Source organism: Bacillus haynesii (assembly GCF_001969855.1).
Lineage (GTDB): Bacteria > Bacillota > Bacilli > Bacillales > Bacillaceae > Bacillus > Bacillus haynesii.
The window spans coordinates 216,112-237,352 of the sequence record NZ_MRBL01000005.1; the positions used below are offsets into that span (position 1 = coordinate 216,112).

Annotated in this window: 21 protein-coding genes; 1 reads left to right on the top strand and 20 read right to left on the bottom strand. The window is 47.0% G+C overall.

The features are described from left to right. Positions 1 to 6: 6 nt before the first annotated feature. The 17 genes from BTA31_RS05690 to BTA31_RS05770 form a co-directional block, all read right to left on the bottom strand. Complete coding sequence (locus BTA31_RS05690; protein WP_065644076.1) at positions 7 to 360, bottom strand: small basic family protein; 354 nt, start codon at positions 358 to 360, stop codon at positions 7 to 9. Continuing rightward, positions 360 to 1,085: a DUF881 domain-containing protein gene (locus tag BTA31_RS05695; RefSeq protein WP_003181557.1), complete on the bottom strand. Its 726-nt coding sequence runs from the start codon at positions 1,083 to 1,085 to the stop codon at positions 360 to 362. Before BTA31_RS05695 ends, BTA31_RS05690 begins: the two co-directional genes overlap by 1 nt. A gap of 25 nt (positions 1,086 to 1,110) precedes the next feature. Further along, positions 1,111 to 1,803: a DUF881 domain-containing protein gene (locus BTA31_RS05700; protein ID WP_043927577.1), complete on the bottom strand. Its 693-nt coding sequence runs from the start codon at positions 1,801 to 1,803 to the stop codon at positions 1,111 to 1,113. Beyond that, positions 1,800 to 2,588 (bottom strand): cell division protein FtsQ/DivIB, encoded by a 789-nt coding sequence (locus tag BTA31_RS05705; RefSeq protein ID WP_020451304.1) that lies wholly within the window; start codon positions 2,586 to 2,588, stop codon positions 1,800 to 1,802. The genes BTA31_RS05700 and BTA31_RS05705 overlap by 4 nt, the downstream gene beginning before the upstream one ends. Before the next feature lie 204 nt (positions 2,589 to 2,792). After that, positions 2,793 to 3,704, bottom strand: a complete 912-nt coding sequence (gene murB / locus BTA31_RS05710) for a UDP-N-acetylmuramate dehydrogenase (protein WP_043927574.1) — start codon at positions 3,702 to 3,704, stop codon at positions 2,793 to 2,795. 28 nt (positions 3,705 to 3,732) lie between these two features. Continuing rightward, complete coding sequence (gene murG / locus BTA31_RS05715; RefSeq protein ID WP_076789656.1) at positions 3,733 to 4,833, bottom strand: undecaprenyldiphospho-muramoylpentapeptide beta-N-acetylglucosaminyltransferase; 1,101 nt, start codon at positions 4,831 to 4,833, stop codon at positions 3,733 to 3,735. Between the two features lie 71 nt (positions 4,834 to 4,904). Then, on the bottom strand, positions 4,905 to 6,005 hold the full coding sequence (spoVE, locus tag BTA31_RS05720) for a stage V sporulation protein E (protein WP_065644073.1): 1,101 nt from the start codon (positions 6,003 to 6,005) through the stop codon (positions 4,905 to 4,907). A gap of 52 nt (positions 6,006 to 6,057) precedes the next feature. Then, a complete protein-coding gene (gene murD, locus BTA31_RS05725) occupies positions 6,058 to 7,413 on the bottom strand; it encodes a UDP-N-acetylmuramoyl-L-alanine--D-glutamate ligase (RefSeq protein WP_076789659.1) in 1,356 nt (451 codons plus the stop codon). After that, positions 7,414 to 8,388 carry a phospho-N-acetylmuramoyl-pentapeptide-transferase gene (gene mraY / locus BTA31_RS05730; RefSeq protein ID WP_043927570.1) on the bottom strand — a complete coding sequence of 325 codons (975 nt, stop codon included), beginning with the start codon at positions 8,386 to 8,388 and terminating at the stop codon, positions 7,414 to 7,416. It abuts the gene before it with no gap. A gap of 127 nt (positions 8,389 to 8,515) precedes the next feature. Continuing rightward, entirely contained in the window at positions 8,516 to 9,982 is a 1,467-nt protein-coding gene (locus BTA31_RS05735; protein WP_076789662.1) for a UDP-N-acetylmuramoyl-L-alanyl-D-glutamate--2,6-diaminopimelate ligase, read from the bottom strand. Between the two features lie 207 nt (positions 9,983 to 10,189). Next, a complete protein-coding gene (locus BTA31_RS05740; RefSeq protein ID WP_043927567.1) occupies positions 10,190 to 12,124 on the bottom strand; it encodes a stage V sporulation protein D in 1,935 nt (644 codons plus the stop codon). A 143-nt stretch (positions 12,125 to 12,267) separates the two neighbouring features. After that, the gene (locus BTA31_RS05745; RefSeq protein WP_076789666.1) at positions 12,268 to 14,403 is read right to left on the bottom strand and encodes a penicillin-binding protein; all 2,136 of its coding nucleotides are present in this window, start codon (positions 14,401 to 14,403) and stop codon (positions 12,268 to 12,270) included. Positions 14,404 to 14,409: 6 nt separating this feature from the next. Next, positions 14,410 to 14,763 (bottom strand): cell division protein FtsL, encoded by a 354-nt coding sequence (ftsL, locus tag BTA31_RS05750; protein ID WP_043927563.1) that lies wholly within the window; start codon positions 14,761 to 14,763, stop codon positions 14,410 to 14,412. Between the two features lie 31 nt (positions 14,764 to 14,794). Continuing rightward, positions 14,795 to 15,733, bottom strand: a complete 939-nt coding sequence (rsmH, locus tag BTA31_RS05755; RefSeq protein WP_043927562.1) for a 16S rRNA (cytosine(1402)-N(4))-methyltransferase RsmH — start codon at positions 15,731 to 15,733, stop codon at positions 14,795 to 14,797. Between the two features lie 65 nt (positions 15,734 to 15,798). Next, positions 15,799 to 16,230 (bottom strand): division/cell wall cluster transcriptional repressor MraZ, encoded by a 432-nt coding sequence (gene mraZ / locus BTA31_RS05760; RefSeq protein WP_009328555.1) that lies wholly within the window; start codon positions 16,228 to 16,230, stop codon positions 15,799 to 15,801. A 125-nt stretch (positions 16,231 to 16,355) separates the two neighbouring features. Further along, positions 16,356 to 17,972 (bottom strand): bacillithiol biosynthesis cysteine-adding enzyme BshC, encoded by a 1,617-nt coding sequence (bshC, locus tag BTA31_RS05765; RefSeq protein WP_076789670.1) that lies wholly within the window; start codon positions 17,970 to 17,972, stop codon positions 16,356 to 16,358. Positions 17,973 to 18,056: 84 nt separating this feature from the next. Further along, positions 18,057 to 18,938: a 2-dehydropantoate 2-reductase gene (locus BTA31_RS05770; protein WP_076789673.1), complete on the bottom strand. Its 882-nt coding sequence runs from the start codon at positions 18,936 to 18,938 to the stop codon at positions 18,057 to 18,059. A 182-nt stretch (positions 18,939 to 19,120) separates the two neighbouring features. Between BTA31_RS05770 and BTA31_RS05775 the strand changes: the two genes are divergently transcribed. Beyond that, a complete protein-coding gene (locus BTA31_RS05775) occupies positions 19,121 to 19,600 on the top strand; it encodes an N-acetyltransferase (RefSeq protein ID WP_043927558.1) in 480 nt (159 codons plus the stop codon). Positions 19,601 to 19,636: 36 nt separating this feature from the next. Here the strand turns inward: BTA31_RS05775 and gerR are convergent, their stop codons facing one another. The 3 genes from gerR to BTA31_RS05790 all read right to left on the bottom strand — a co-directional run bounded on the left by gerR (position 19,637) and on the right by BTA31_RS05790 (position 21,109). After that, positions 19,637 to 20,242 (bottom strand): sporulation-specific transcriptional regulator GerR, encoded by a 606-nt coding sequence (gene gerR / locus BTA31_RS05780; RefSeq protein WP_043927557.1) that lies wholly within the window; start codon positions 20,240 to 20,242, stop codon positions 19,637 to 19,639. Between the two features lie 154 nt (positions 20,243 to 20,396). Further along, entirely contained in the window at positions 20,397 to 20,570 is a 174-nt protein-coding gene (gene rpmF / locus BTA31_RS05785) for a 50S ribosomal protein L32 (RefSeq protein ID WP_003181522.1), read from the bottom strand. Positions 20,571 to 20,593: 23 nt separating this feature from the next. Beyond that, positions 20,594 to 21,109 (bottom strand): YceD family protein, encoded by a 516-nt coding sequence (locus BTA31_RS05790; protein WP_043927555.1) that lies wholly within the window; start codon positions 21,107 to 21,109, stop codon positions 20,594 to 20,596. Between the last annotated feature and the right edge of the window lie 132 nt (positions 21,110 to 21,241).

Sequence of the window (21,241 nt, forward strand, 5' to 3'; positions counted from 1 at the left end):
TTTTTTTTAATTTTTTCTCCTCGAGGCCGTCCATTTGGCGAGCAGTATTCTTCTGATGACCGCGATGTTTTGAAAAAGCCTCATGCCAAATGCAAACATACCGACTAAATACAAGTCTACACCAAGATGAACGCCCAGAAAAGCCAAACTTATGGCGAGAATAATATTGAAGAAAAAGCCTGTCACAAAAACTAGTTCATCGTATACACTTTCCAAATGGGCCCTTATTCCCCCGATCAAAGTATCGAGCGATGCCAGAATCGCCAGGGACAAATAATTTGAGTACTCATCCGGAATGGTGAAATTCGTGCTGAACCCGATTGTAATTCCGAGCAAAAGCCCTAAAACCGGAAGCCACATTAGGAATTCTCTCCTTTTGATTTTTCGAGCGGTTTCAATGGCGCAACTTGCATTGAACCTTCGTAAGCTTTGATTTTGATTTGTTTTTCAGGCCTTTTGATTTGCAAATCCAGATTTTCTCCCGCGAACAGATCCTGCAGGGATGAAGCATTCATTCGGCTATATAGTTTATCGGCGTTTTTGCCGATGACTTTTACCGTTATCGGATAGTTGTCCAAAGGATATCCGTCTATTTTGGTTGTTCCGTTGATATCACGGATCACCGTCGTGTTGACAACCCTTCTGTCATTGATGGATATTTCTTCTGCTTCATACATATTCAGTTCATTAATCAGCTTTTTCAGAAGGTCGGGAGGGGGATTTTGAATGGATTCTCCCGTCAGTTCTTCCGAAAACAGCTGAGAAATGGTGATGATGATTCCGTTCCCTGTAACATCTGTGAAGCCGGCCTGTTTTTTTAAGTTTTGAAGCGTTTCATTCAACGCTTTTGTCCGCGAGGTTTCTTCTTGATGACTGTATGTGTTCAGCATTTTTTCATACTTGTCAATTTCGCTGATCAAATCAAGCTGTTTTTTCTGTTCTTCCTTCAAGTCCTCCCTGAGGTCCCAAATGTCCCGCGTATCGCGGACCTTCGGCGCCTTCAGCGAATTGAACTGCACGGACAGCATAATGCCGAAAATGAGCATCAGGATGCTCAAACTGATGAAACGATTATTTTTCTTCAACGTCCGCCCACCAACTTTTCAACGTTCATTCCCCCTGCTTTAAAAGGGGCTCCATCTCGATTTTATCTTGTTTTTCGATGCTGACTGAAATATGATCGCGGCTCAGCTGGTCCACAAGCCCTCCTGCAATGTTCAGCGCCGGCATCAGCACATCCGCATCCCCGATGGCCGAAATGACAAACGGCGCCGGATACTGGTTGCCGTCAACCGTAATGACAGGGCCGTTGCACGATATGTAGGAATGATGTGTCACGCGCTGTCCGTTGATCGACACCGCGGCCGCCCCGGAAATCCACAGCTCATTGAGCAGGCGGAAAATGTGGCTTTCATGGACGATATAGTTGTTGACATTCTCACCCTCTGGGATGTACGAAGCGTCTTTCAGCGTCACTTTGATCCCTTCGCCCTGAACGCCGATTTCCCCGACGAACATTCTGTACCTCTCAACATCTTCCACAATATTGTAATACTCTTTTTTTTCCTTTTTCAAAGCCGTCTCTGTTTTCTGTACTTCCTGCTGTTTTTTGTAAAGCTCCTGTTCCAGCTTCTTATTTTGCTTTTCTTGGGAAATCAGCCGGTCGCGCAGGGAATATTCTTCTTTCCAATTTTCGGCGGTTTCTTCATGGTCTTTGTTTTCCCTTGCGAATTGATAGGAGAAAGACAACAGGAAGCCGAGGACAAGCATGGCGAGTGAAAGATTGACTGTGTGCCTCTTCAATTTCCGTCTCCCTTTTTGCTTTCATCCGTTTTTTTCAGCGGTTCAAAATAAGTCGCGACTTCCATATGGATAATCCCTTTTTCCCCTTTCGGAAGCTCTTTTACGATCGCCGGATAGCTGTTCATTTTCTGTCCGAACGTTTTCAGCGAAGCTGTCACGATATAGCCGTCGTTCATATACAGCCTGATCAGCCAGGGGTTTGATTTTTGAGGCGTATAGTTGATCTCGGAAATCGATTTTTTCACGGAATCGGAAAGCTTGTTCAGCTGTTTCGCCATTTGAACGAGCTTTTCGTCTTCCTCCCAGTTATTAAGGGTCGGTCCGATGTCAGTCGGCGTCACCTCTTCAGGAAGCACCGTGCCGTTTTCAAGCACGGAGTAGTACACATTATGTTTTTGCAAAAATGCAATGCTTTTATACTCTTCGATGGAGATGGCGATTTTGTTGGGCAGTTGTTTAGAAATTTCGGCTTTTTTGATCAGTTTATTCTGCTCGATCTTTTCTGCGGCTTTTTGCTTGCTCAGACTCCAGAATTCCGTCTGTCCTTTATGGATCGAAGAGAGGGAAATGATCTGGTCTTTTGAAACGTTTTTGTTTCCTTTAATCTCTACCGTCGAGACTTTGCTGATCGGCGTCTGCAGGTAAATGATGATCAGCATCATCGTGAAAAAGAGCAGAATAAAGGTGATCAGCCGGCGGTTTGCCTTTTGCTTTCGCTGTTCTTTAATTTTGGGAATCCGTTCTTCTATATTCACTACTTTTTCTTTATCAATACCGGGTTTCACGTAGGCTCACCTCAGGTTAATAAAGCAGACAAAAAGACTTTTATTTGCTTATTTTTGTTCAAAAAAAGACGCGCTCCCCGACATATGAAAGCACGGGGCAAGCTAAAAAGCTTCCGTTTAGCGAAACAAACGACATACTAGGATGCCGTTTGCTTGTTTGTTTCATACATTATATCATAAGGCGATCTGAAGTAGAGAGGCCGTTTACCGTTTTTCTCCGATAATTTCGACCTCAGTGTGCATGTCGATATCGTATTTTTCTTTAATCGTTTTTTGAATGAATGCAATCAAATCAAGGACGTCTTTCGCTGTTGCGCCTCCTGCATTGACAATGAAATTGCCGTGCATCTCTGAAACCTTTGCCCCGCCGATCTGATGGCCTTTCAAACCAGCCTCTTCAACTAGCCGGCCCGCATGTTCAGGCAGCGGGTTTCTGAAAATGCTGCCTGCGCAAGGGTTGGACACAGGCTGCGTTTCTTTTCGGTAGTCTTTGTTTTTCTGCATCTGCGCGACGATCTCATCGCGTTCTTTTTGCTCCAATTGGAGAACGGCTTCAAGACAAATGCCCGGCCGCTCGTTTTGAAGGATGGACGTGCGGTAGCTGAACGCCATCTCTTCATTCGTCAGCCATTCGATCGTTCCGTCTTCAAACAGGATCAATGCTTTCACCAATACCCTGCTGATATCAGAGCCGTGGGCCCCGGCATTCATGTAAACCGCTCCGCCGACCGAACCCGGAATGCCTGCGGCAAATTCAAGGCCGGAAAGCCCTTTTTTGCTGATGCCTGTCGCAAGCCTTACGACAGAGTAGCCGCTGCCGACCGTCACTTGCTCGCCGTCGATTTCCATATGGTCAAGTCCTTGGCCGAGCTTGATGACGACGCCTCTTATCCCTTCATCGAGGACAAGAAGATTCGAGCCTCTGCCGATGGCCGTCCACTTGACGCCGTGCTTCTTGATCACCTTCATCGTATCTTTGACAGCTTGAATGTTTTTCGGAATCACCAGCACATCAGCCGGTCCTCCGATTTTAATCGTTGTATGGTTGCTGAGCGGCTCGTTTTCCAGAACTTTGCCGACTTCAAGTTCTTTTAATTCTTGTATCACCTTATCCATCGAAAACCTCCAAAATCCTTCTGACTTATCATTTTGCATGATGTTTCAGTTCTTTCAGCACATTGTACAAGCGTTCCGCGGCGTCCGGCACGCCAAGTGATTTCGTACGGCTGCTCATCTCTTTCAACGTCATTTCGTCTTGTAAAATATGATCGATCGCCTGAATTAAGCGGTCTCCATTAAGCTCTGATTCTTTTAAAACGACTGCGGCGTTCTGCTCCCCTAGTGAGCGTGCGTTCACTTCCTGGTGGTTGGCCGTAACATACGGACTCGGAATCAGAACGCTTGGAATCCCGAGCGCGGTAATTTCCGCTATTGTCGTTGCACCCGCGCGCGCCACGACGACATCGAACTCTTTTAAGTACTCGGGCATTTGATGGAGAAACGGCTGAACGACCATATTCGGAGCGGCGCCTTCTTTGTCAAGCGCAGCTGTGACTTTATCATAGTGAACTTCCCCTGTGACATAAAGAACCTGGTAATCCCGCTTTTTTAACTCGTTTTGCATCGCGATGACCGCTTCATTGATCGGAGCGGCACCGCGGCTGCCTCCGAAAATAAGAACCGTTTTTTTGCCTTCTGAAAGACCTAAAGCGGTCAGGGAACGCCCCCCTTTTATAGAGACGACTTCAGACGCCCTCGGGTTTCCTGTAAAAACAACTTTTTCTGCAGGAAAATGTGTTTTCGCTTCATCAAAACAAATCGCTACCTTATCAACATATTTGGATAAAAACTTATTGGTGAGTCCGGGAAGGCTGTTTTGTTCGTGGATAATCGTCGGAATTCCCAGTTTTGAAGCGGCGTACACCACGGGTCCGCACACATAGCCGCCCGTGCCGATCACGGCGTCGGGCTTAAACCGTTTTAATTCTGTTTTGCATTCTTTTACGCCCTTTAAAAAACGCATGACGGTTTTGACGTTTTCAAATGACAGTTTTCTTTTAAAACCCGTAATTTCAATCGCTTTGAAAGGGATCCCTTCCCGCTCGACGATGTTTTTCTCCAGGCCTTTTTCGGTTCCGATATATAAAAACTCAACATCTTCGTGATGCCTTTTCACTTCTTTAATAAACGCAAGGGCGGGGTAAATATGGCCGCCCGTTCCGCCTCCGCTAACAACAATCCGCATCTGTTCTCCCCCTTATTCCTTATGTACATGCCGATAACCCTGCTATCTCGCAACAGGGTTATCGCCAAAATCTAGTATCTAGAATACCTGCTGACATTCAGCAGCACGCCGACCGCCATGAGCATCAAGGTCAGTGATGAACCGCCATAGCTTAAAAACGGAAGCGTAATGCCTGTAACAGGAATCAGGCCGGTCACGACGCCAATATTGATCATAACCTGAATCGCTATCATCGAAATGACGCCGACGGCGACAAAACTGCCGTATAAATCGGGCGCACCGAGCGCGATTCTGATGCCTCTCCACAGTAGAACGCTGAAGAGCAAAAGAATCAGCGATCCGCCGATAAAGCCGAGCTCCTCTGATAAAATCGCAAAAATAAAATCTGTCTGCGGCTCAGGCAGATAAAAAAACTTTTGCCTGCTCTGGCCGAGGCCGAGGCCGAACAGCCCGCCGGGCCCCACCGCATAAAGAGACTGAATGATTTGAAAGCCGCTTCCTAAAGGATCTTCCCAAGGATTCAAGTATGAAGTGATCCTTTTGATCCGGTACGGCGCCGACAGCACAAGGCCGATAAAGCCGCTCAGACCTAGAAGACCGAGAAAAACGAAGTGCGAAATTCTCGCCCCCGCGACAAAGATCATAATGATGCATGTGCCGACCATCACGGTTCCTGTTCCGAGGTCAGGCTGCATCATGATGATCAGAAAAGCTGAAAAGACAATGCCGAGCGCCGGCACAAAGCCTTTTCTAAACGATGTAATCTTCTTTTGCTTTTCTGATAAAAACTTGGCCAAAAATGCAATCATCGCGAGCTTCATAAACTCGGACGGCTGAATGCTGAAAGCGCCGACTCCGATCCAGCTCCTCGACCCGTTCCGTTCCATGCCGATCCCGGGAACAAGGACGATGATGAGCAGAAAGAAACATACAATGATCAGTATTTTCGCATAAGTCCTCCACGTCCAGTAGTCGACGTTCATGATGAAAAACATGGCGATGACCCCGATGCCGGCAAACAAAAGCTGCCGTTTCGCAAAGAAAAAGGAGTCGTCGTATTTGTAAGTCGCCCATACCGCACTGGCGCTGTATACCATAATCAGTCCAATTGTTAAAAGCAATAGCGTAATGATAACCAGCAAAAAATCCGGTGACGTTTTTTTTGTTTGCAAAGCCGAACACCCCAAGCTCTAATTCTTAGGGCTATCTTTACGAGACAAGCCCTTATTTAAGCATATGCACGGCGTTTACAAACATGTCACCACGTTCTTCAAATGTTTTGTACTGATCCCAGCTTGCGCAGGCCGGGGACAGAAGAATGACATCTCCTTCGTCTGACAGGCTGAACGCCGCAGTTGCTGCTTGTTCAACATTATCGACACGTTTAACCTGTTGTATTCCCATTTCTTCGGCCAGCTTCTCAAACTTCGGCGCGGTCTCGCCGAATGTGATCACCGCTTTGACAAAAGACATGTGCGGCTTTAGTTCATCAAATTCATTACCGCGGTCAAGCCCCCCTGCCAGCAAAATGACCGGCTTTTGAAAGGCGGACAGCGCTTTTTTCGTCGCAAGAATGTTTGTCGCTTTGCTGTCATTGTAAAACAGTCTGTTTTTGATCGTCGCGACGTATTGCATCCTGTGCTTTACACCGGTAAAGCTCGTCAGCACCTTACGGACGGCGTCATCGGAGACGCCTGCGGTTTTAACGATGCAAAGGGCGGCCAAAATGTTCTCCAAATTGTGCTCTCCCGGTAAAACGACGTCTTCCACCGGCATGACCGGTTCGCCGTTAAACATGATCACGCCGTCTTTCACGCACGCTCCGCGCTCAAGTGTCCGGCGGACAGAAAAATTCACTTTCTCCGCTTTTGAACACTCGGCGAGCCGGACGACTGTCTCATCGTCCAAATTGACAACGGCAACGTCTGTTTCCGATTGATGTCGATAGACCTGCTGTTTGGCAAGCTCATAATTTTGGCGCGAATGGTGATAATCGAGATGGGCATCAAATACGTTTAATAATAATCCGATTTTCGGTCTGAATTGATAAGTCCCCATAAGCTGAAAACTCGACAGCTCTGTCACGATCCATTCGTCTCCCCGGGCCTGATTGGCCATTTCACTTGCCGCCGTGCCGATATTCCCAGCAACGAGCGCTTTTTTCGAATCGGCTTTCAGCATTTCATAAACAAGCGTTGTCGTTGTCGTCTTTCCGTTTGAACCGGTAATGCCGATGAACGGAGCATCTGTCAGATGATAGGCAAGTTCAACCTCCGTCCAGACCGGTATCCCCCGCTTCAGCGCTTCTTCGACCATCACGTTTTCATAGCGGATGCCCGGATTTTTAATCAGAATGTCGATCGAATGAAGATCAAACAGTTCCGTCGGATGAGAGCCGCAGACGACTTCCACCCCTTTTTCCGCGAGAATCCGCGCAGGTTCATTTTCCTCAAAAGGCAGCTGGTCATTCACGACAACCTTTACGCCTTTCTCATGAAGGATCGAAGCGGCAGCATATCCGCTTTTCGCCAGCCCCAGTACGAGCACATTTTGATTTTGCAATAAATCTTGAGTATCCACTTATAACCACACCTCGATGTAAATTCCTAAGACGGCTAGCAGAAGCCCCGCTGTCCAAAAAGTGACGACAACTCTCCACTCAGACCACCCGACAAGCTCGTAATGATGGTGAAGAGGGCTCATTTTGAAAATTCGTTTGCCGGTCGTTTTAAATGAAATGACCTGCAAAATGACAGACAGCGTTTCAATGACGAATACGCCGCCGATGATGACAAGCAGGATTTCCAGTTTCGTTAAAATCGCAATCGTCACAATCGCGCCGCCGAGGGCAAGCGACCCTGTATCTCCCATAAAGACTTTCGCGGGGTGCGCGTTAAACACAAGAAATCCTAATACCGCTCCGACAACGGCAACTGCGAAAATGGCGACATCGTATTGCGACTGGTTCCACGCCAAAATCGCAAACGCACCGAACGCGATGGCGGCGGTACCCGACAACAGACCGTCAAGCCCGTCAGTCAGGTTGACGGCATTTGAACCGCCGACAAGCATAAAGATGACGAGCACCGGATAAATCCAGCCGAAATCAAACGACAGCTCTGTTCCCGGAATGCGGATGTCAGTCGGCAGCCCTTGAACGTGGTAGACGGCATAGAATACCAGAGCAATCACGATTTGGCCGATCAGTTTTTGTTTGGATGTGAGTCCAAGATTGCGCTTCATCACGACTTTAATATAATCATCCAGAAAGCCGAGCAGACCGTATCCAACCGTAACAAACAAAAGGAGGATCATGTTCATGCTGACTTCGGAAAATTTCATCGTCATGGCAATCGTCGTCGCGATAATCGACAATATGATCATGACGCCGCCCATCGTCGGCGTTCCCGATTTTTTCTGATGGGATTTCGGACCTTCCTCACGGATGCTCTGCCCGAATTTCAGCCTTCTTAAAAACGGAATGAAAATCGGAGATAAAAGAACGCTGATTAAAAAGCCCATGATAATGGTAAATAAAATTACTTGTTCGAGCATCGTTCTTCTCTCCTTTCCGCATGATATAAGAAGCAGCATACGCATTTATCATATTCACTGTTTTTTTTCATATGTTGATTTATTTCATCCATCATTTCAACAACTCTTTCCTGTAGTTCTTTTTCGATTATTTCAGCTCAAGAATGGCTCTTTTGGCCACCTCAGCGTCATCAAAATCAAAGGTTTTACCGCCGATCTGCTGGTAAGTTTCATGGCCTTTGCCTGCGATCAGGACGACATCGCCTTTTTTGGCGTTTGCAATCGCAAAAAAGATCGCCTGCTCGCGGTTAACGATGCTGTGATAGTAAGCCCCTTTTACGCCTTCTTCCATATCGTTTAAAATGGCGAGCGGGTTTTCGCTTCTCGGGTTATCGGCTGTAAAGACCGGTTCATCAGCAAGATCAACGGCGATTTTCGCCATTTTCGGACGCTTCGTCTTATCACGGTCTCCACCGCAGCCGACGACGACAAACAGCTTTCCTTCCGTTAAGCCTCTGCACGTATTCAGGACATTTTCGAGGCTGTCAGGGGTATGGGCATAGTCGACGATCACCGGAAAGTCCTGGCCTGCGTCCACAAGTTCAAATCTGCCTCTGACGCCTTTCAGCCCTTCAATTCCTTCTGTAATCGTAGCAAACGGGATATCCGCTGCAATCGCGATCGCGGCAGCCGTTAAAACATTGTAGACGTTGAACAGGCCGACAAGCGGAATCGTCACTTGGGCAGAACCTTTGGGCGTCACCAGGTCAAAGGTTGTCCCTTTCGGGGCCATTTTGATATTTTCAGCCTTGACATCGGCATCGTTTTGAATTCCGTATGTCAAAAGGTGTGCTGACGTCACTTGGGCGAAATAGGCTGAAGCAGGATCATCCGTATTCAGCACGGCCCACTTCGGTTTTTCGTGGTTAAAAGATCCGCCAAGCTGCGAGAAAAGCAGACTTTTCGCATGCTTATATTCTTCCATTGTCTGGTGGTAGTCAAGGTGGTCCTGCGTCAGGTTCGTAAAAGCGGCGATATCGTAATCACACCCGTGTACCCGGCCCATGTGGAGAGCGTGTGAAGATACTTCCATGACGGCTGTATCCACATCCTGATCCACCATTTTCCGAAACGTTTTTTGAAGTGTGACACTTTCAGGCGTCGTATTTTTCGCGTCAAACGTTTCGTCATGGATTTTCGTGTACATCGTGCCGATCAGTCCTGTACGGCTCCCGGCTTTTCTGAAGATCTCCTCCACCATGTGGGAAGTCGATGTCTTGCCGTTTGTGCCTGTAATGCCGATCAGCTTCAGCTGTTTCGTCGGCTGGCCGTAAAAGGCGTCCGACAGCACGGCAAGCGCTCTTTTCGTATGACGGACGATGATCACCGGCACATCGGCGTCCACTTCCCTTTCCGCCACGATGGCGACGGCCCCTTTTTCAGCGGCTTGCCGGGCGTAGTCATGCCCGTCGACTGTATAGCCTTTTATACAAACAAAAAGACTCCCTGTCTTGACTTCCCTGGAGTCCATCTCAATTGAAGTTATATCAGGGTCTTCTTGGCCGGCATAGGAAGGTGCATTTTTTAAATATGTAAGAATCTTTGTTAATTTCATCGTATCAAACCTCTCAAGTCTAATCATTCTTCATTCGTTGTCATATTTTCCTGCATTGATTCTCCGCACGAGCTTCGCGCAGACATACAGTTCATATTTTAGCGTAAAAAAGAGGATACATCCAGCTAATCCTTTAAAATCGATATATTTTTTAGGAGGAACGGCCCCCGGACATCAGCCGGCTGCCGCTCCTCATATTGATCCGAATTAATCAGAGGCTCCGTCTTCGCTGTCAAGGTAAATGCGAATGGTTGATCCTTCTTTTACTTTCTCGCCCGGTTTAGGGGACTGCTGAACGACGACATCGCCTTCTCCGGAAGCTTTCAGCCTGAGGTTGATCAGCAATGGTTCAAGCTCTGTCACGGAAAGCCCTATAAGGTTCGGGACCTCGATCAGCTTTTTGTCCAGCCATTGATATTCGCGTTCAATCTGATCTTTCCGCTTCTCAACGCCGAGCTGCGGAAGGCTGTCTCTCATGATGTTTCCGACGATCGGCGCTGCAACCGTACCCCCGAATTGAATCGTGCCTTTCGGGTTGTCGACGGCGACGTAGACGACGATGCTCGGATCATCGGAAGGAGCCGTTCCGATAAATGAGACGATGTGGTTGTTTTTTAAATATTTCCCGTCTTTTACTTTTTGAGCCGTACCGGTTTTGCCGCCCACCCGGTAGCCGTCGACGAAAGCGTTCCGTCCCGTCCCCTGGGCGACAACGCTCTCCAGTGCGTAACGGATCTGTTTGGATGTCTCTTCAGAAATCACTTTTTTCTTGGCGATCGGCGTCTGTTTTTTCACTGTTTGTTTTGTTACGGGATCAATCCACTCTTTAGCAATATACGGCGTATACAGCGTTCCGCCGTTGACAGCCGCAGAAACGGCGGCGACCTGCTGGATCGGTGTCACCGATACCCCCTGGCCGAAAGCGGTTGTCGCCTGCTCTACAGGACCGACGCGGTCAAGAGGGAATAAGATGCCTGTTCCTTCGCCTTGCAAATCGATCCCGGTTTTTTGTCCGAAGCCGAAATTTTTAATGTAGCTGAACAGTTTTTCTTTGCCCAGCCGCTGACCAAGCTCCACAAATCCCGGGTTGCACGAATTTTGGACGACTTCGAGAAACGATTGTGCGCCGTGTCCGCCGCGTTTCCAGCACTTCAGCCTTGCACCGTCCACTTCAACGGAACCTTTATCATAGAAGTGATCTTTTTGGAGGTTGACTTTGTTCTCCTCCAAAGCTGCGGCAAGCGTGATGATTTTAAAAGTAGAACCGGGCTCATATGTGCTCCATACAGGCAAGTTCCGATTATAGACTTTAGGATCGATTGATTTGTAGTTTGCGGGATCAAAGTCCGGCCGGCTGACCATCGCCAATATCTCCCCGTTTTTCGGGTTCATCGCAACACCGACCATTCCGTCCGGATTATACTTCGCTTCTGCGATATCAAACTCCCGCTCCATGATCGTCTGCACCTTTGAATCGATCGTCAGCTTCATATCAAGCCCGTCTTTCGGCGGGGTATAGTCATCCGCCTCACCCGGCATCCTCTTGCCTTTTGCATCGGAATAAAATTTCACATAGCCTTTTTCACCTTTCAGCTCTTCGTCATAAAAGGCTTCGAGGCCAAGCAGACCCTGGTTGTCAATGCCCGCAAATCCGAGCACGTGGGACAGATAGCTGCCGAACGGATAATGGCGGATCGAGTCTTCTGCAATGTATACACCTTTCAAGTTGAGATCTCTGACTTCTTTTGCTTTCTCGTGGGAAATTTTCCGGCCCTCGGGATTGATCCTTTCAATCGATGTTTTTTTCGTGACATGTTGATACGCTTTTTCTTCCGACATATTCAAAACGCTGGCCAGCAGTTTGCTCGTTTTGATCGGATTTTCAACCTGCCTCGGAACAACCAAAACCGATGGCGCGCTTTGGTTTGTCGCCAGCTTGACACCGTTCCTGTCCAATATTTCGCCCCTTTCCGGCTCAAAAGGAAGGTTCCGGCTCCACGAATCTTTTGCTAAAGTCGTCAGTTTATCCCCCAGAACGAACTGAACGTATCCTAGCCTTGTATCAATAATCAAAAAGATGATCACACCAAAAAGCAGAACGAATATTAAACGTTTTCTGACCGTTACATTGGAAACGCGCAAGAGACCGTTCACTCCTTATTTAGGCTTGTTTCATTTTATGCCTTGGAGCGTTTTGATAGAACGGCCCGATTTTTCATATATTCAAGGCGCCGCACCCAAACGGAAGGCTATCGACTTTGAGCCGATAGCCTTTTAGACGGGATCTATTCGTTTTTCAATCTGACTTTTACGACCGAGTTTGCTTTTAATTCTTTGCCTGCTTTTACATTTTGACTCTTCACATACCCCTGGCCGCTCGTTTCGATATGAATGCCTGCCATGGCGCCGAAGCGGAGGGCGTCCCGCTTTGACCAGCCCGTCATATCAGGCAGTGTGATTTTCCCGTCGGCTTTCAGGAAGACCCGTTGATTCGGCAGGACGGTTTCGCCTGCTTTCGGATACTGTTCTTTCACAGCCAAGCCATCGCCGATCGTAACAGGAACAAGGCTGCTGTTTTGTGCCTCTTTTGCGGCGGATTCAGCTCGTTTGCCGGTGAAATCAGGCATTTCCAGCTGTTTTTCTTCCTGCTTGTCTTCTTTTTTGGTCTCTTTTGGTGTGATATTTAAATAGTGAAGACTGTTTTTCATCACCGGATTGAAAATTTTTGCTACCGGTGCAGAGCCTGTTTCCGTAGCCTTTAATTGCGGCTGCTGTACGGCTACATAAACGAGAAGCTGCGGATCGTCCTTCGGGGCCATACCCATGAAGGAAAACACGTAGTTTTCGCGGCCGGTCAAATATCTGCCGTCTTCTCCGGCAATTTGCGCCGTACCGGTTTTTCCGGCGACATCAAATCCTTCGATCTTGTACGGCTTCCCCGTTCCTTTTTCAGATGTGACGACTTTTCCCAACAGGTCGCGCACTTCTTTTGCCGTTTTGGAAGAGATCGGCTGGCCGACTTGTTCCGGTTTATTTTGATAAGTCGTTTTGTTTTTGTCAGAATCAACGACATGATCGATGACATAAGGCTTCATCATTTTTCCATTATTGGCGATCGCCGTCGCGGCCTGAAGCTGCTGGATCGGTGTAACCGCAGAACTTTGACCAAAGGCAGTTGATACTTTATCACGCAAATATTCAAAATTGATTTTGCTGTTCGCTTCCCCGGGCAGGTCGATGCCCGTTTTGTCGTAAAAATGGAATTTCCGCAAATATTGATTGAAGCGGTCTGTGCCGAGTTTATCATTGGCAAGGATCGCAAACGCGACGTTTGAGGATCGTTCAACACCTTCATTAAATGTGATCGGGCCCCAGCCGTTGCCGCCATTATGGTCTTTGATCGGCTTATCTTTTTTAGAAACCGAATATGATCCAGACTTGTATTGTTCCCCTCCATTATATACGCCTTCTTGGATCGCCGCCGCCAATGTGAAAATCTTCATCGTCGAGCCCGGCTCAAAGCTGTAGGAGACAAGGTCATTGTAATAGTTCGTGACATCGCGCACATTCGGGTTGAAGCTCGGCCTTTGCCCCATCGCGAGTACTTTGCCCGTTTTCGGATCAACGACCGCCGCCATAATCTTCTTCGGCTTGTATTCTTTTTGGACGGTCGTCATGCTGTCTTCCAAAAACGCCTGGATTTTTTGATCGATCGTCAAATACACGTTGTCTCCGTTGTTTGGCGCTTTAATACTTTCATTGCTGTTCGGCAGGCGCCAGCCCGTTCTGTCGGTATCGTACGTCATGTATCCGTCCGTTTCTTTCAAATAATCGTTCAGCGTTTTTTCAAGGCCCATCATGCCTTGCATTTCACCCGTTTTTCCGTTGACCTGCGAATAGCCGATGAGGTTGGAAGCGAAGATTCCGTTTGGATAGTAGCGCTTCGTATCGCGGGTGAACACGATGCCCGGCAGCTTCAGCTTTTCGATTTTTTCTTTTTGGGCGTATGTCAAATCCCGCCCCGCCGATCCGAATTCGACCTGAAACGCTCCTTTTTTATTGAGAATATCGAGCACTTTCCCCTCATCCATGCCGAGGATCGGCGCAAGCTTCTCAGCCGTCAGCTGCTTGTCTTTCACGTATTGAGGTTCCATCTTTTCGCTCATAATCGCGACAAGCTTATATGTCGTAGCGTCTTCGGCAAGCACTTTTCCGTTCCGGTCAAGGATCGATCCCCGCTGGGCTTCGATCGTCCGCTTTTTCTCATACTGTTCGTTCGCCTTCTGTGCAAGCACTTCACCGTTCACTTTTCCCGTCGCTTGAATAAACGCAAATCGTCCTACGATGACAAAGAAAAAGAGGGCAAAACAAATACTAAGTATTGCCGCTCCTCTGTTCATGAATTTATTTTTTTTCGGCATTGTCCATCATTCCTGTATGTCTTTCACTTTTTTATCACCTAATTTAAGGCCTTTTTTCCGGGCGATATCCATGATACGGTCCGGCTCTTTCAGCATATCGGCTTCTTTTTCGAGGTCATCAACTCTGCTGCTTTCCGTTTCAACCTTCTTTTCGAGCTTTTGAATTTCAATATTGGTCTGATACGCGGCGAAAGCCTTTGAAATCATAAATAGTGAAGCGCTGAGTACAGCCAGGGCAAAAAGCACAATCAGTACCTTTTCCCCAAGCGTGATCGATGCTCTTCTCCGGATGATAACGGATTGTTCTGCACTGTTTGTCTGTCGTTGCTGTTTTTCTACTTTATAAGCTAAATTGCTCATAGACTGATGACCTCCTTTTAATTCGCACAGCTCACTCTCGTGCTTTTTCCGCGATACGCAGTTTCGCTGAGCGCGCACGGTTATTGTGTTCAAGCTCCTCTTCGGAAGCTGTGATCGGCTTTCTGTTGACTAACTTTAATTTCGGTTCAAACTCCTTGGGAATCACGGGCAGTCCGTGAGGCAGTTCAGGAGGCGATGACATCTCTTTAAATGTCGATTTGCAGATCCGGTCTTCCAGTGAGTGGAATGTGATGACCGATACCCTTCCGCCCGGCTTCAGCACCTCAATCGCCTGCAAAAGCGCTTCTTCAAATACTCTCAACTCATCGTTTACCGCAATTCGAATCGCCTGGAAGATCCGTTTAGCCGGATGCCCGCCGCTTCTTCTTGCCGGTGCGGGAATCGCCTCTTTGATGATATCGACAAGCTGGGCTGTTGTTTCAATAGGCGATTGTTCTCTTGCTTTTTCGATTTTCCTGGCAATTTGCTTGCTGAACTTCTCTTCTCCGTATTTAAAGAAGATTTTCACGAGATCCTCATAAGGCCATTCATTGACGACTTCCTTTGCCGAAAGGCCCGCCGACTGGTCCATTCGCATATCAAGAGGTGCATCATGATGATAGCTGAAGCCCCTTTCAGGTGTATCCAGCTGAGGAGATGAGACGCCTAAATCAAATAAAACACCGTCCACTTTCGTGATGCCGATTTCGTTTAGACGGTCTTTTAAATACCGAAAATTGCTTTTTATGAAAACGACTTGTCCTTCATAATCCGCCAGTTTTTCCTTCGCATGGCGGAGTGCGGTTTCATCCTGGTCAAAAGCGACCAGCTTTCCTTTTTCAGACAGCTGTGAAAGCAAATACTCGCTGTGACCGGCACCGCCTAATGTGCAGTCTACATATGTACCGTCTTCTTTTACATTTAAACCGTCAACTGTTTCTTTTAATAATACTGTTGTATGCTCAAACATTTCTTTAGTAGTCCCACCTTTTTCAAATGAACTGATTGCAGAAGCGCCGCATGCGCAAAGATTCATTATATATCAAATCCGATCATGTTTTCAGCTATTTCGGCAAATGAATCTTCCTGCTCTTCTACGTATTGTTCCCAAATCTCTTTGCTCCACAATTCAATTCGATTTGAAACTCCGATGACCACGCATTCCTTCTCAAGCTTTGCATAATTTAAAAGCGGCGATGCAATGTTGATCCGGCCCTGCTTGTCCAATTCACATTCGGTGGCTCCGGAGAAAAAAAAGCGGGTAAAAGCGCGTGCATCTTTCTTCGTAAGAGGAAGGGCCTTCAGTTTTTCTTCGATGAGTTTCCATTCGGACATAGGGTAGCCAAACAGGCACTGATCAAGCCCGCGCGTCAAAACGAACTGCTCGCCGAGGCCTTCTCTGAATTTCGCCGGAACGATCATGCGGCCTTTTGAATCAATCGTATGCTGGTATTCACCCATAAACATGATCTCGGCCCCCACTTTCGTTCCTCAACTCACCACTATCCACCACTTCTCTCCACAAATTTATTTTACACTGTTTTAAAACAAAAAAAAACCCTGAACTACTCAGGGTTTTTTAAAAAATTATTTCAAAGTTTGACAACTTGATGCATGTTTTGAAATGAATATGGCAAATCCTTGTATTTTCCCAAGAAATTCGGACCGTATTTGTTCAAATAATACACGATGTTCCAAATTCTCTCCTGCGGGGCGTCTAAAGGCTTGATGCTTGTTTGAATTTTGTCAAAATCACGCAAAATATAGTTTTCTTTTTCTTCAATCCTTCTGATGACCGTTTTCTCTAAAAATTCGAGCTGATCTTGAATGAAGCCTGCGTTCTTTTCTAAAAGGGGGCCGAGGTTCCCGTCGATTTCGAGGGCTTCCGCGCGCACCGCGGAATGGACGTTTTCGATTTTTTCTTTCGCCTGTTTGACTGAATCGGTAAATCCGCTCGGAACCTTATCTTCAAAATACTGTTCTTTTTTGGCGCGCGCTCCCTTTTCAATCGATTCGCGGAGTTCGATTCCCCGTTCACCCAGCTTTTTTTCGATGTGCCGTTCAAGGAATGTAACCTGAAGCCTCGGTACGACAGGCGGCATTTTATAGCCCATGACCTGAAAAGCGCCTTTCAGCTCGCCCCAATAATTGATCTCTCCGGGACCGGCGATGAACGCCAATGTTGGAAGAAGATATTCCTGCATAAGCGGCCTTGTTACGACATTATTGCTGAACGCTTCCGGCTTTTGGCAGATTAAATCGCAAAGCTCTGCTTCAGACCACTGAAGATGAAGCTCTTTTATAAAAAACGCGCCGTTTTCTTTTTCGATTAAAAACCGCTCGCCGTCGTGCTCATAAAAAAGGTTCGCATGCTGTGCGGCACCTTCGATGATCGGTGTGTAGCCCAGTTGTTTCATGAATTCCTGCTGCCGTTTGACAGAATCGGTCAGCTCATCGTTTTTGTTCAGCAGCTGCCGGAAAAAACGCGTTTCAAAGGCTCTGATGCCCGGGTCACCGGAATTCAGAAGGATCAGACCGTCTTGTTCAAACATGTCGGCAACAAGCCATTCGAAAAAATCGGTGAAGGAAAGAGATTGCCTTAAACATCGGCGCAAATGGCTGAGAAGATCTTTCGTATACTCCGTTTCTTCAAATGAAGCAAAAATCCCGTCCAGCCACTTTTCAGCTTTCTCGGCATCGAGCGCCGTTTTTGCCGCCTGGCTTTTTTTCCAGTGGGACTGCGGGAGCTTGTGCTTTTTCACTTTGCCGCCGTCAGAAATGTGGACGTGATTGATTTCTTCCAGATCGTGGTCTTCCCCCGCAACCCAGAATACCGGAATGACCGGAACGTTCAGCTCTTGTTCTTTTTGCTTTGCAAATACAAGGATTGATACGATTTTATGTATAGTGTAAAGTGGACCCGTTAACAGGCCGGCCTGCTGCCCTCCGACAACGACAACGCTTTGCGGATCGCGAAGGCGTTCGATTGTTTCATTCATGCTCGCCGATTGAAATTTGCTGTGATAGTCGAGCAAATAGTCGGCTAAAGCATCGCGGTCATACGTCCGGGAGGAAAGGTCATCCAAACGGACACTCCAACTTTCATTGCTCAGGCCGTAATCAAAAAACGGCTCCATCTCCTTTTTTCCATTTATATAGTCTCGTACAAAAGGGTTTTGACTTTGTATGGAAAGTTCAGTAAGCTGCATCTTTAGAACTTCCTTTCTCCAGTAAATAGTTAGCTTTCCGAAACGAGTATAGCACGTTCCGCGATTCGGTCAAAAGATTTAGCTTCATTCGTGTTTAAGCGCCTTGATGCTGTGATGCAAAAAGGTAAGGTGCGGGGCTGGCTCCCCTGACTCTTTTGCCCGCTTCAGCAGATAGCCCATGATCGCATCCGCTTCCGTTTTTCTTTCTGCCTGCACATCGGCAAGCATCGAAGACGTGTTGTTTTTTGTCCGGCGGCAGACGGAAAGAACATGGTCCCACGCTGCCTGGCGGTCTTCAAGTTCCAAAATCCGGCTCGCTTCTTCAAAGACGAGCTTCATATAGGCCGCATACATCGGCTCTTCAAGCAGCGCGCCGTTTTTCACCCGCAAAAGAGCCGTCAGCGGATTGATGCACGCATTGACAATCAATTTTCCGGCGAGGGTCTTATACCAATCTTCACACCAAATAAAAGGGAATGCTTCATGCACCGAAGCGAGCTCTTTTTTCAGCCGGGCGGCGGATTGGCTTCTGAACGCGCTCCATTTTACGGCCCCTTTTCCGGTGTGCCGGAATGTGCGGTCATCCACCCTGACAGCTCCGTGTTCCACAGATCCCGTGTAGATGCGATGGCCTGTCTGCCATTTTTCAAGCACGGGAATATGGGCCATTCCATTTTGCAGGAACATGATATCAAGAGGAGCCGCCTGCTCCAGTACGGACAAAACGGCTCCGAGCTGATGCTCCTTTACGGCAACAAAAAGAAGGTCGCAGTCCTGATCAAGTTCAGTCCTGCCCCTGACGTTCACGGTCATCTCTTTCCCGTCTTCAAGAAGGCGGATTCCCTTTTCTTCAATCGCTTCCGCCTGTTCCTTTCTCCGCGCGATCACCGTCACTTCGTGGCCGAACGAAAAATAGTATGCAAAAAGGAGGCCGACCGAGCCTCCTCCGATGACTCCGATTCTCACATTCTCACACCCTGATTTTTTCATATACTGTATATCATAGCAGAAATTTTCGCCGTTGACTTGTCAGTTGTTTCAAATATTCAGAGCCGTTTCGCTTCATTATATTAGAAAATTTTTATCATTTGGATTTTTTGAAAAAAGCGTTTACAATAGAAGTAGACCACAAACAAGGGGGTAACACAATGGTCAAAGTTGAACGTTTGCTGATCAACTACAAAACGCTTGAAGAATTTAAAAAATTCAGGGAGTACGGGATTCAAGAGCTTTCCATGCTGGAGGACCTTGAAAGCAACATGATTGAAAACGACAGCAACTCACCGTTTTACGGCATCTATTACGGAAATCGGCTCGTCGCAAGAATGAGCCTGTATAAAGCGGATGGAAAATCAAACCAATACTTTGAAGAAGGCCAAGATTACCTTGAGCTCTGGAAGCTTGAAGTTTTGCCGGGGTATCAGCGCAACGGCTACGGAACGATGCTGGTGGAGTTCGCCAAATCTTTCGGACTCCCGATTCGCACAAGCCCGCGCGTCAAATCATCCGATTTTTGGAGCAAGATGGGCTTTACACCGGTTAAATACGATATGGCCCGGGATAAAGGGGAAAATCCGCTCGTTTGGCTTCCTGTGAGCGAACCTAATCAAAGTTCTGAATCAGCATAAATGAAAAAAGCCGGCCGAAAGCGGATGGCCGGTTTTCTATTTTTCAAGCTTCTCTAGATTTTCATTCGGCTCCGGCTGGAGCTTCGCCTTTTTATTTCGTTCGTCTTCCTGAAGAACGACCATTTTTCGGGCTCTCTCCATGATTTCAATCAAGGCTTTATAATCCTCTTCCGTCAATTCAAGCCGTTTTTTCAGCGATTGATTTTCACTTCGCAGCTTTTCAACTTCCTGTTTCAGCTCATTGATTTCTTTAGCGAGCTTTTTCTTCTCATCTATAAAGTCTTTTTGAACCGGGGCTTCTTTCAGCTTTTCCAAGTATTGAATGACATCATCGAGCGTCAGATTTTCCGTATTGCTCCCGGAAACCGTTTTGACAGATCCAGGTAAGTTTGCGGAATGGATGCCGATTTTTTTGCGCAGCTCTTTGCGCTGCTTTTTTGCCAGCTCAATGCCTGATTGGTATTGCTTTCTGACAAAGGAATTCCAGCGGAATCCGCAGGCAGCGGCCGTTCTGCTTAAAGCCTTGCCCACTTCTTCAAAGGCTGAAAGCTGTGTGCCGCCTTCCCGAATGTGCCTTAAAACGACCTCAGCCAGCAATATATCTTCATCCTGTGTCCATGCATCCTGTCTTGTAATCGTCAAATGTTATCCCCCTCCATGACTTTATGAATTTACCTCATACATATGCTGCTGATAGAGTAGATAGACTATTTTCTTTTCAGGAAATAAAAGGATGAAGGGAGAACGGGTATAAAAAAACACAAGACCTGAGGTCTTGTGTTTTCACTGTTGACGATTAGTTGCTTTTTACGTCTTTTCCTTTGTATGATCCACATGCTTTGCAGACGCGGTGTGAAAGTTTCATCTCACCACAGTTTGGGCATTCTACCATACCAGGCACTTGCAATTTAAAGTGTGTACGACGAAGTCTTTTTTTCGTTTTAGAAGTTCTTCTAAAAGGTACAGCCATTATTCCCACCTCCTTAAAGAGCGTTAAGATTCATCTTCTTGTTTTAAGAGCTTCCCGAGTCCGGCAAGTCTCGGATCGATCCGGTCTTTCCGGTCATCTTCTGTAATGACCTGCCAATCCTTGCCCTCCTGCGGAGCACCTTCTTCTTTTTGAACAGACTCACAAAAGATTTGCATAGGGATCTCAAGAAGGATTTCTTCTTTCACGACCGGAGTCAAGTCGATGAGGTCATCTTCAACAATATGGACGTCTTCATCTTCCAGTTCCTCGGTCTTATGAAATATAAACAGTTCTTTTGTAGAAATACTGAATGGATAACGAACATCAACAAGCGTTCTTGAGCAAGGCAAGATCATCTCGCCTGAAATGGTAAAATCAAATGCAGCCTGCTTTGAGCGGATTTCCGCGCGCCCTTTCACCCGCACCGGTGAAATGCTGCGGATTTCCGAGCTTTGAGAGAGTTCGCTTAAATCAACTGTTTCATCAAATTCAAAGTCTTTCTTCGGCATTTGATTCAGCTGATGTATCGTCCATTTCATTGTATCACCTCTGAGTGAGCAACAAACATGATTATAGCTTTCATCATGTTTTTTGTCAATATTTTTTCTTTACAGATATGCGCCTGCGCTTTTCATTCGTTGACATCGTGAACAACAATTCATACACTTAGA

Excerpts from the sequence above, each read along its gene's own strand:
- BTA31_RS05690 (WP_065644076.1), bottom strand. The coding sequence starts at position 360 with ATGTGGCTTCCGGTTTTAGGGCTTTTGCTCGGAATTACAATCGGGTTC.
- murB (WP_043927574.1), bottom strand. The coding sequence starts at position 3,704 with ATGGATAAGGTGATACAAGAATTAAAAGAACTTGAAGTCGGCAAAGTT.
- murG (WP_076789656.1), bottom strand. The coding sequence starts at position 4,833 with ATGCGGATTGTTGTTAGCGGAGGCGGAACGGGCGGCCATATTTACCCC.
- mraY (WP_043927570.1), bottom strand. The coding sequence starts at position 8,388 with ATGCTCGAACAAGTAATTTTATTTACCATTATCATGGGCTTTTTAATC.
- BTA31_RS05735 (WP_076789662.1), bottom strand. The coding sequence starts at position 9,982 with ATGAAATTAACAAAGATTCTTACATATTTAAAAAATGCACCTTCCTAT.
- BTA31_RS05745 (WP_076789666.1), bottom strand. The coding sequence starts at position 14,403 with ATGCCGAAAAAAAATAAATTCATGAACAGAGGAGCGGCAATACTTAGT.
- ftsL (WP_043927563.1), bottom strand. The coding sequence starts at position 14,763 with ATGAGCAATTTAGCTTATAAAGTAGAAAAACAGCAACGACAGACAAAC.
- rsmH (WP_043927562.1), bottom strand. The coding sequence starts at position 15,733 with ATGTTTGAGCATACAACAGTATTATTAAAAGAAACAGTTGACGGTTTA.
- mraZ (WP_009328555.1), bottom strand. The coding sequence starts at position 16,230 with ATGTTTATGGGTGAATACCAGCATACGATTGATTCAAAAGGCCGCATG.
- bshC (WP_076789670.1), bottom strand. The coding sequence starts at position 17,972 with ATGCAGCTTACTGAACTTTCCATACAAAGTCAAAACCCTTTTGTACGA.
- BTA31_RS05775 (WP_043927558.1), top strand. The coding sequence starts at position 19,121 with ATGGTCAAAGTTGAACGTTTGCTGATCAACTACAAAACGCTTGAAGAA.
- rpmF (WP_003181522.1), bottom strand. The coding sequence starts at position 20,570 with ATGGCTGTACCTTTTAGAAGAACTTCTAAAACGAAAAAAAGACTTCGT.
- BTA31_RS05790 (WP_043927555.1), bottom strand. The coding sequence starts at position 21,109 with ATGAAATGGACGATACATCAGCTGAATCAAATGCCGAAGAAAGACTTT.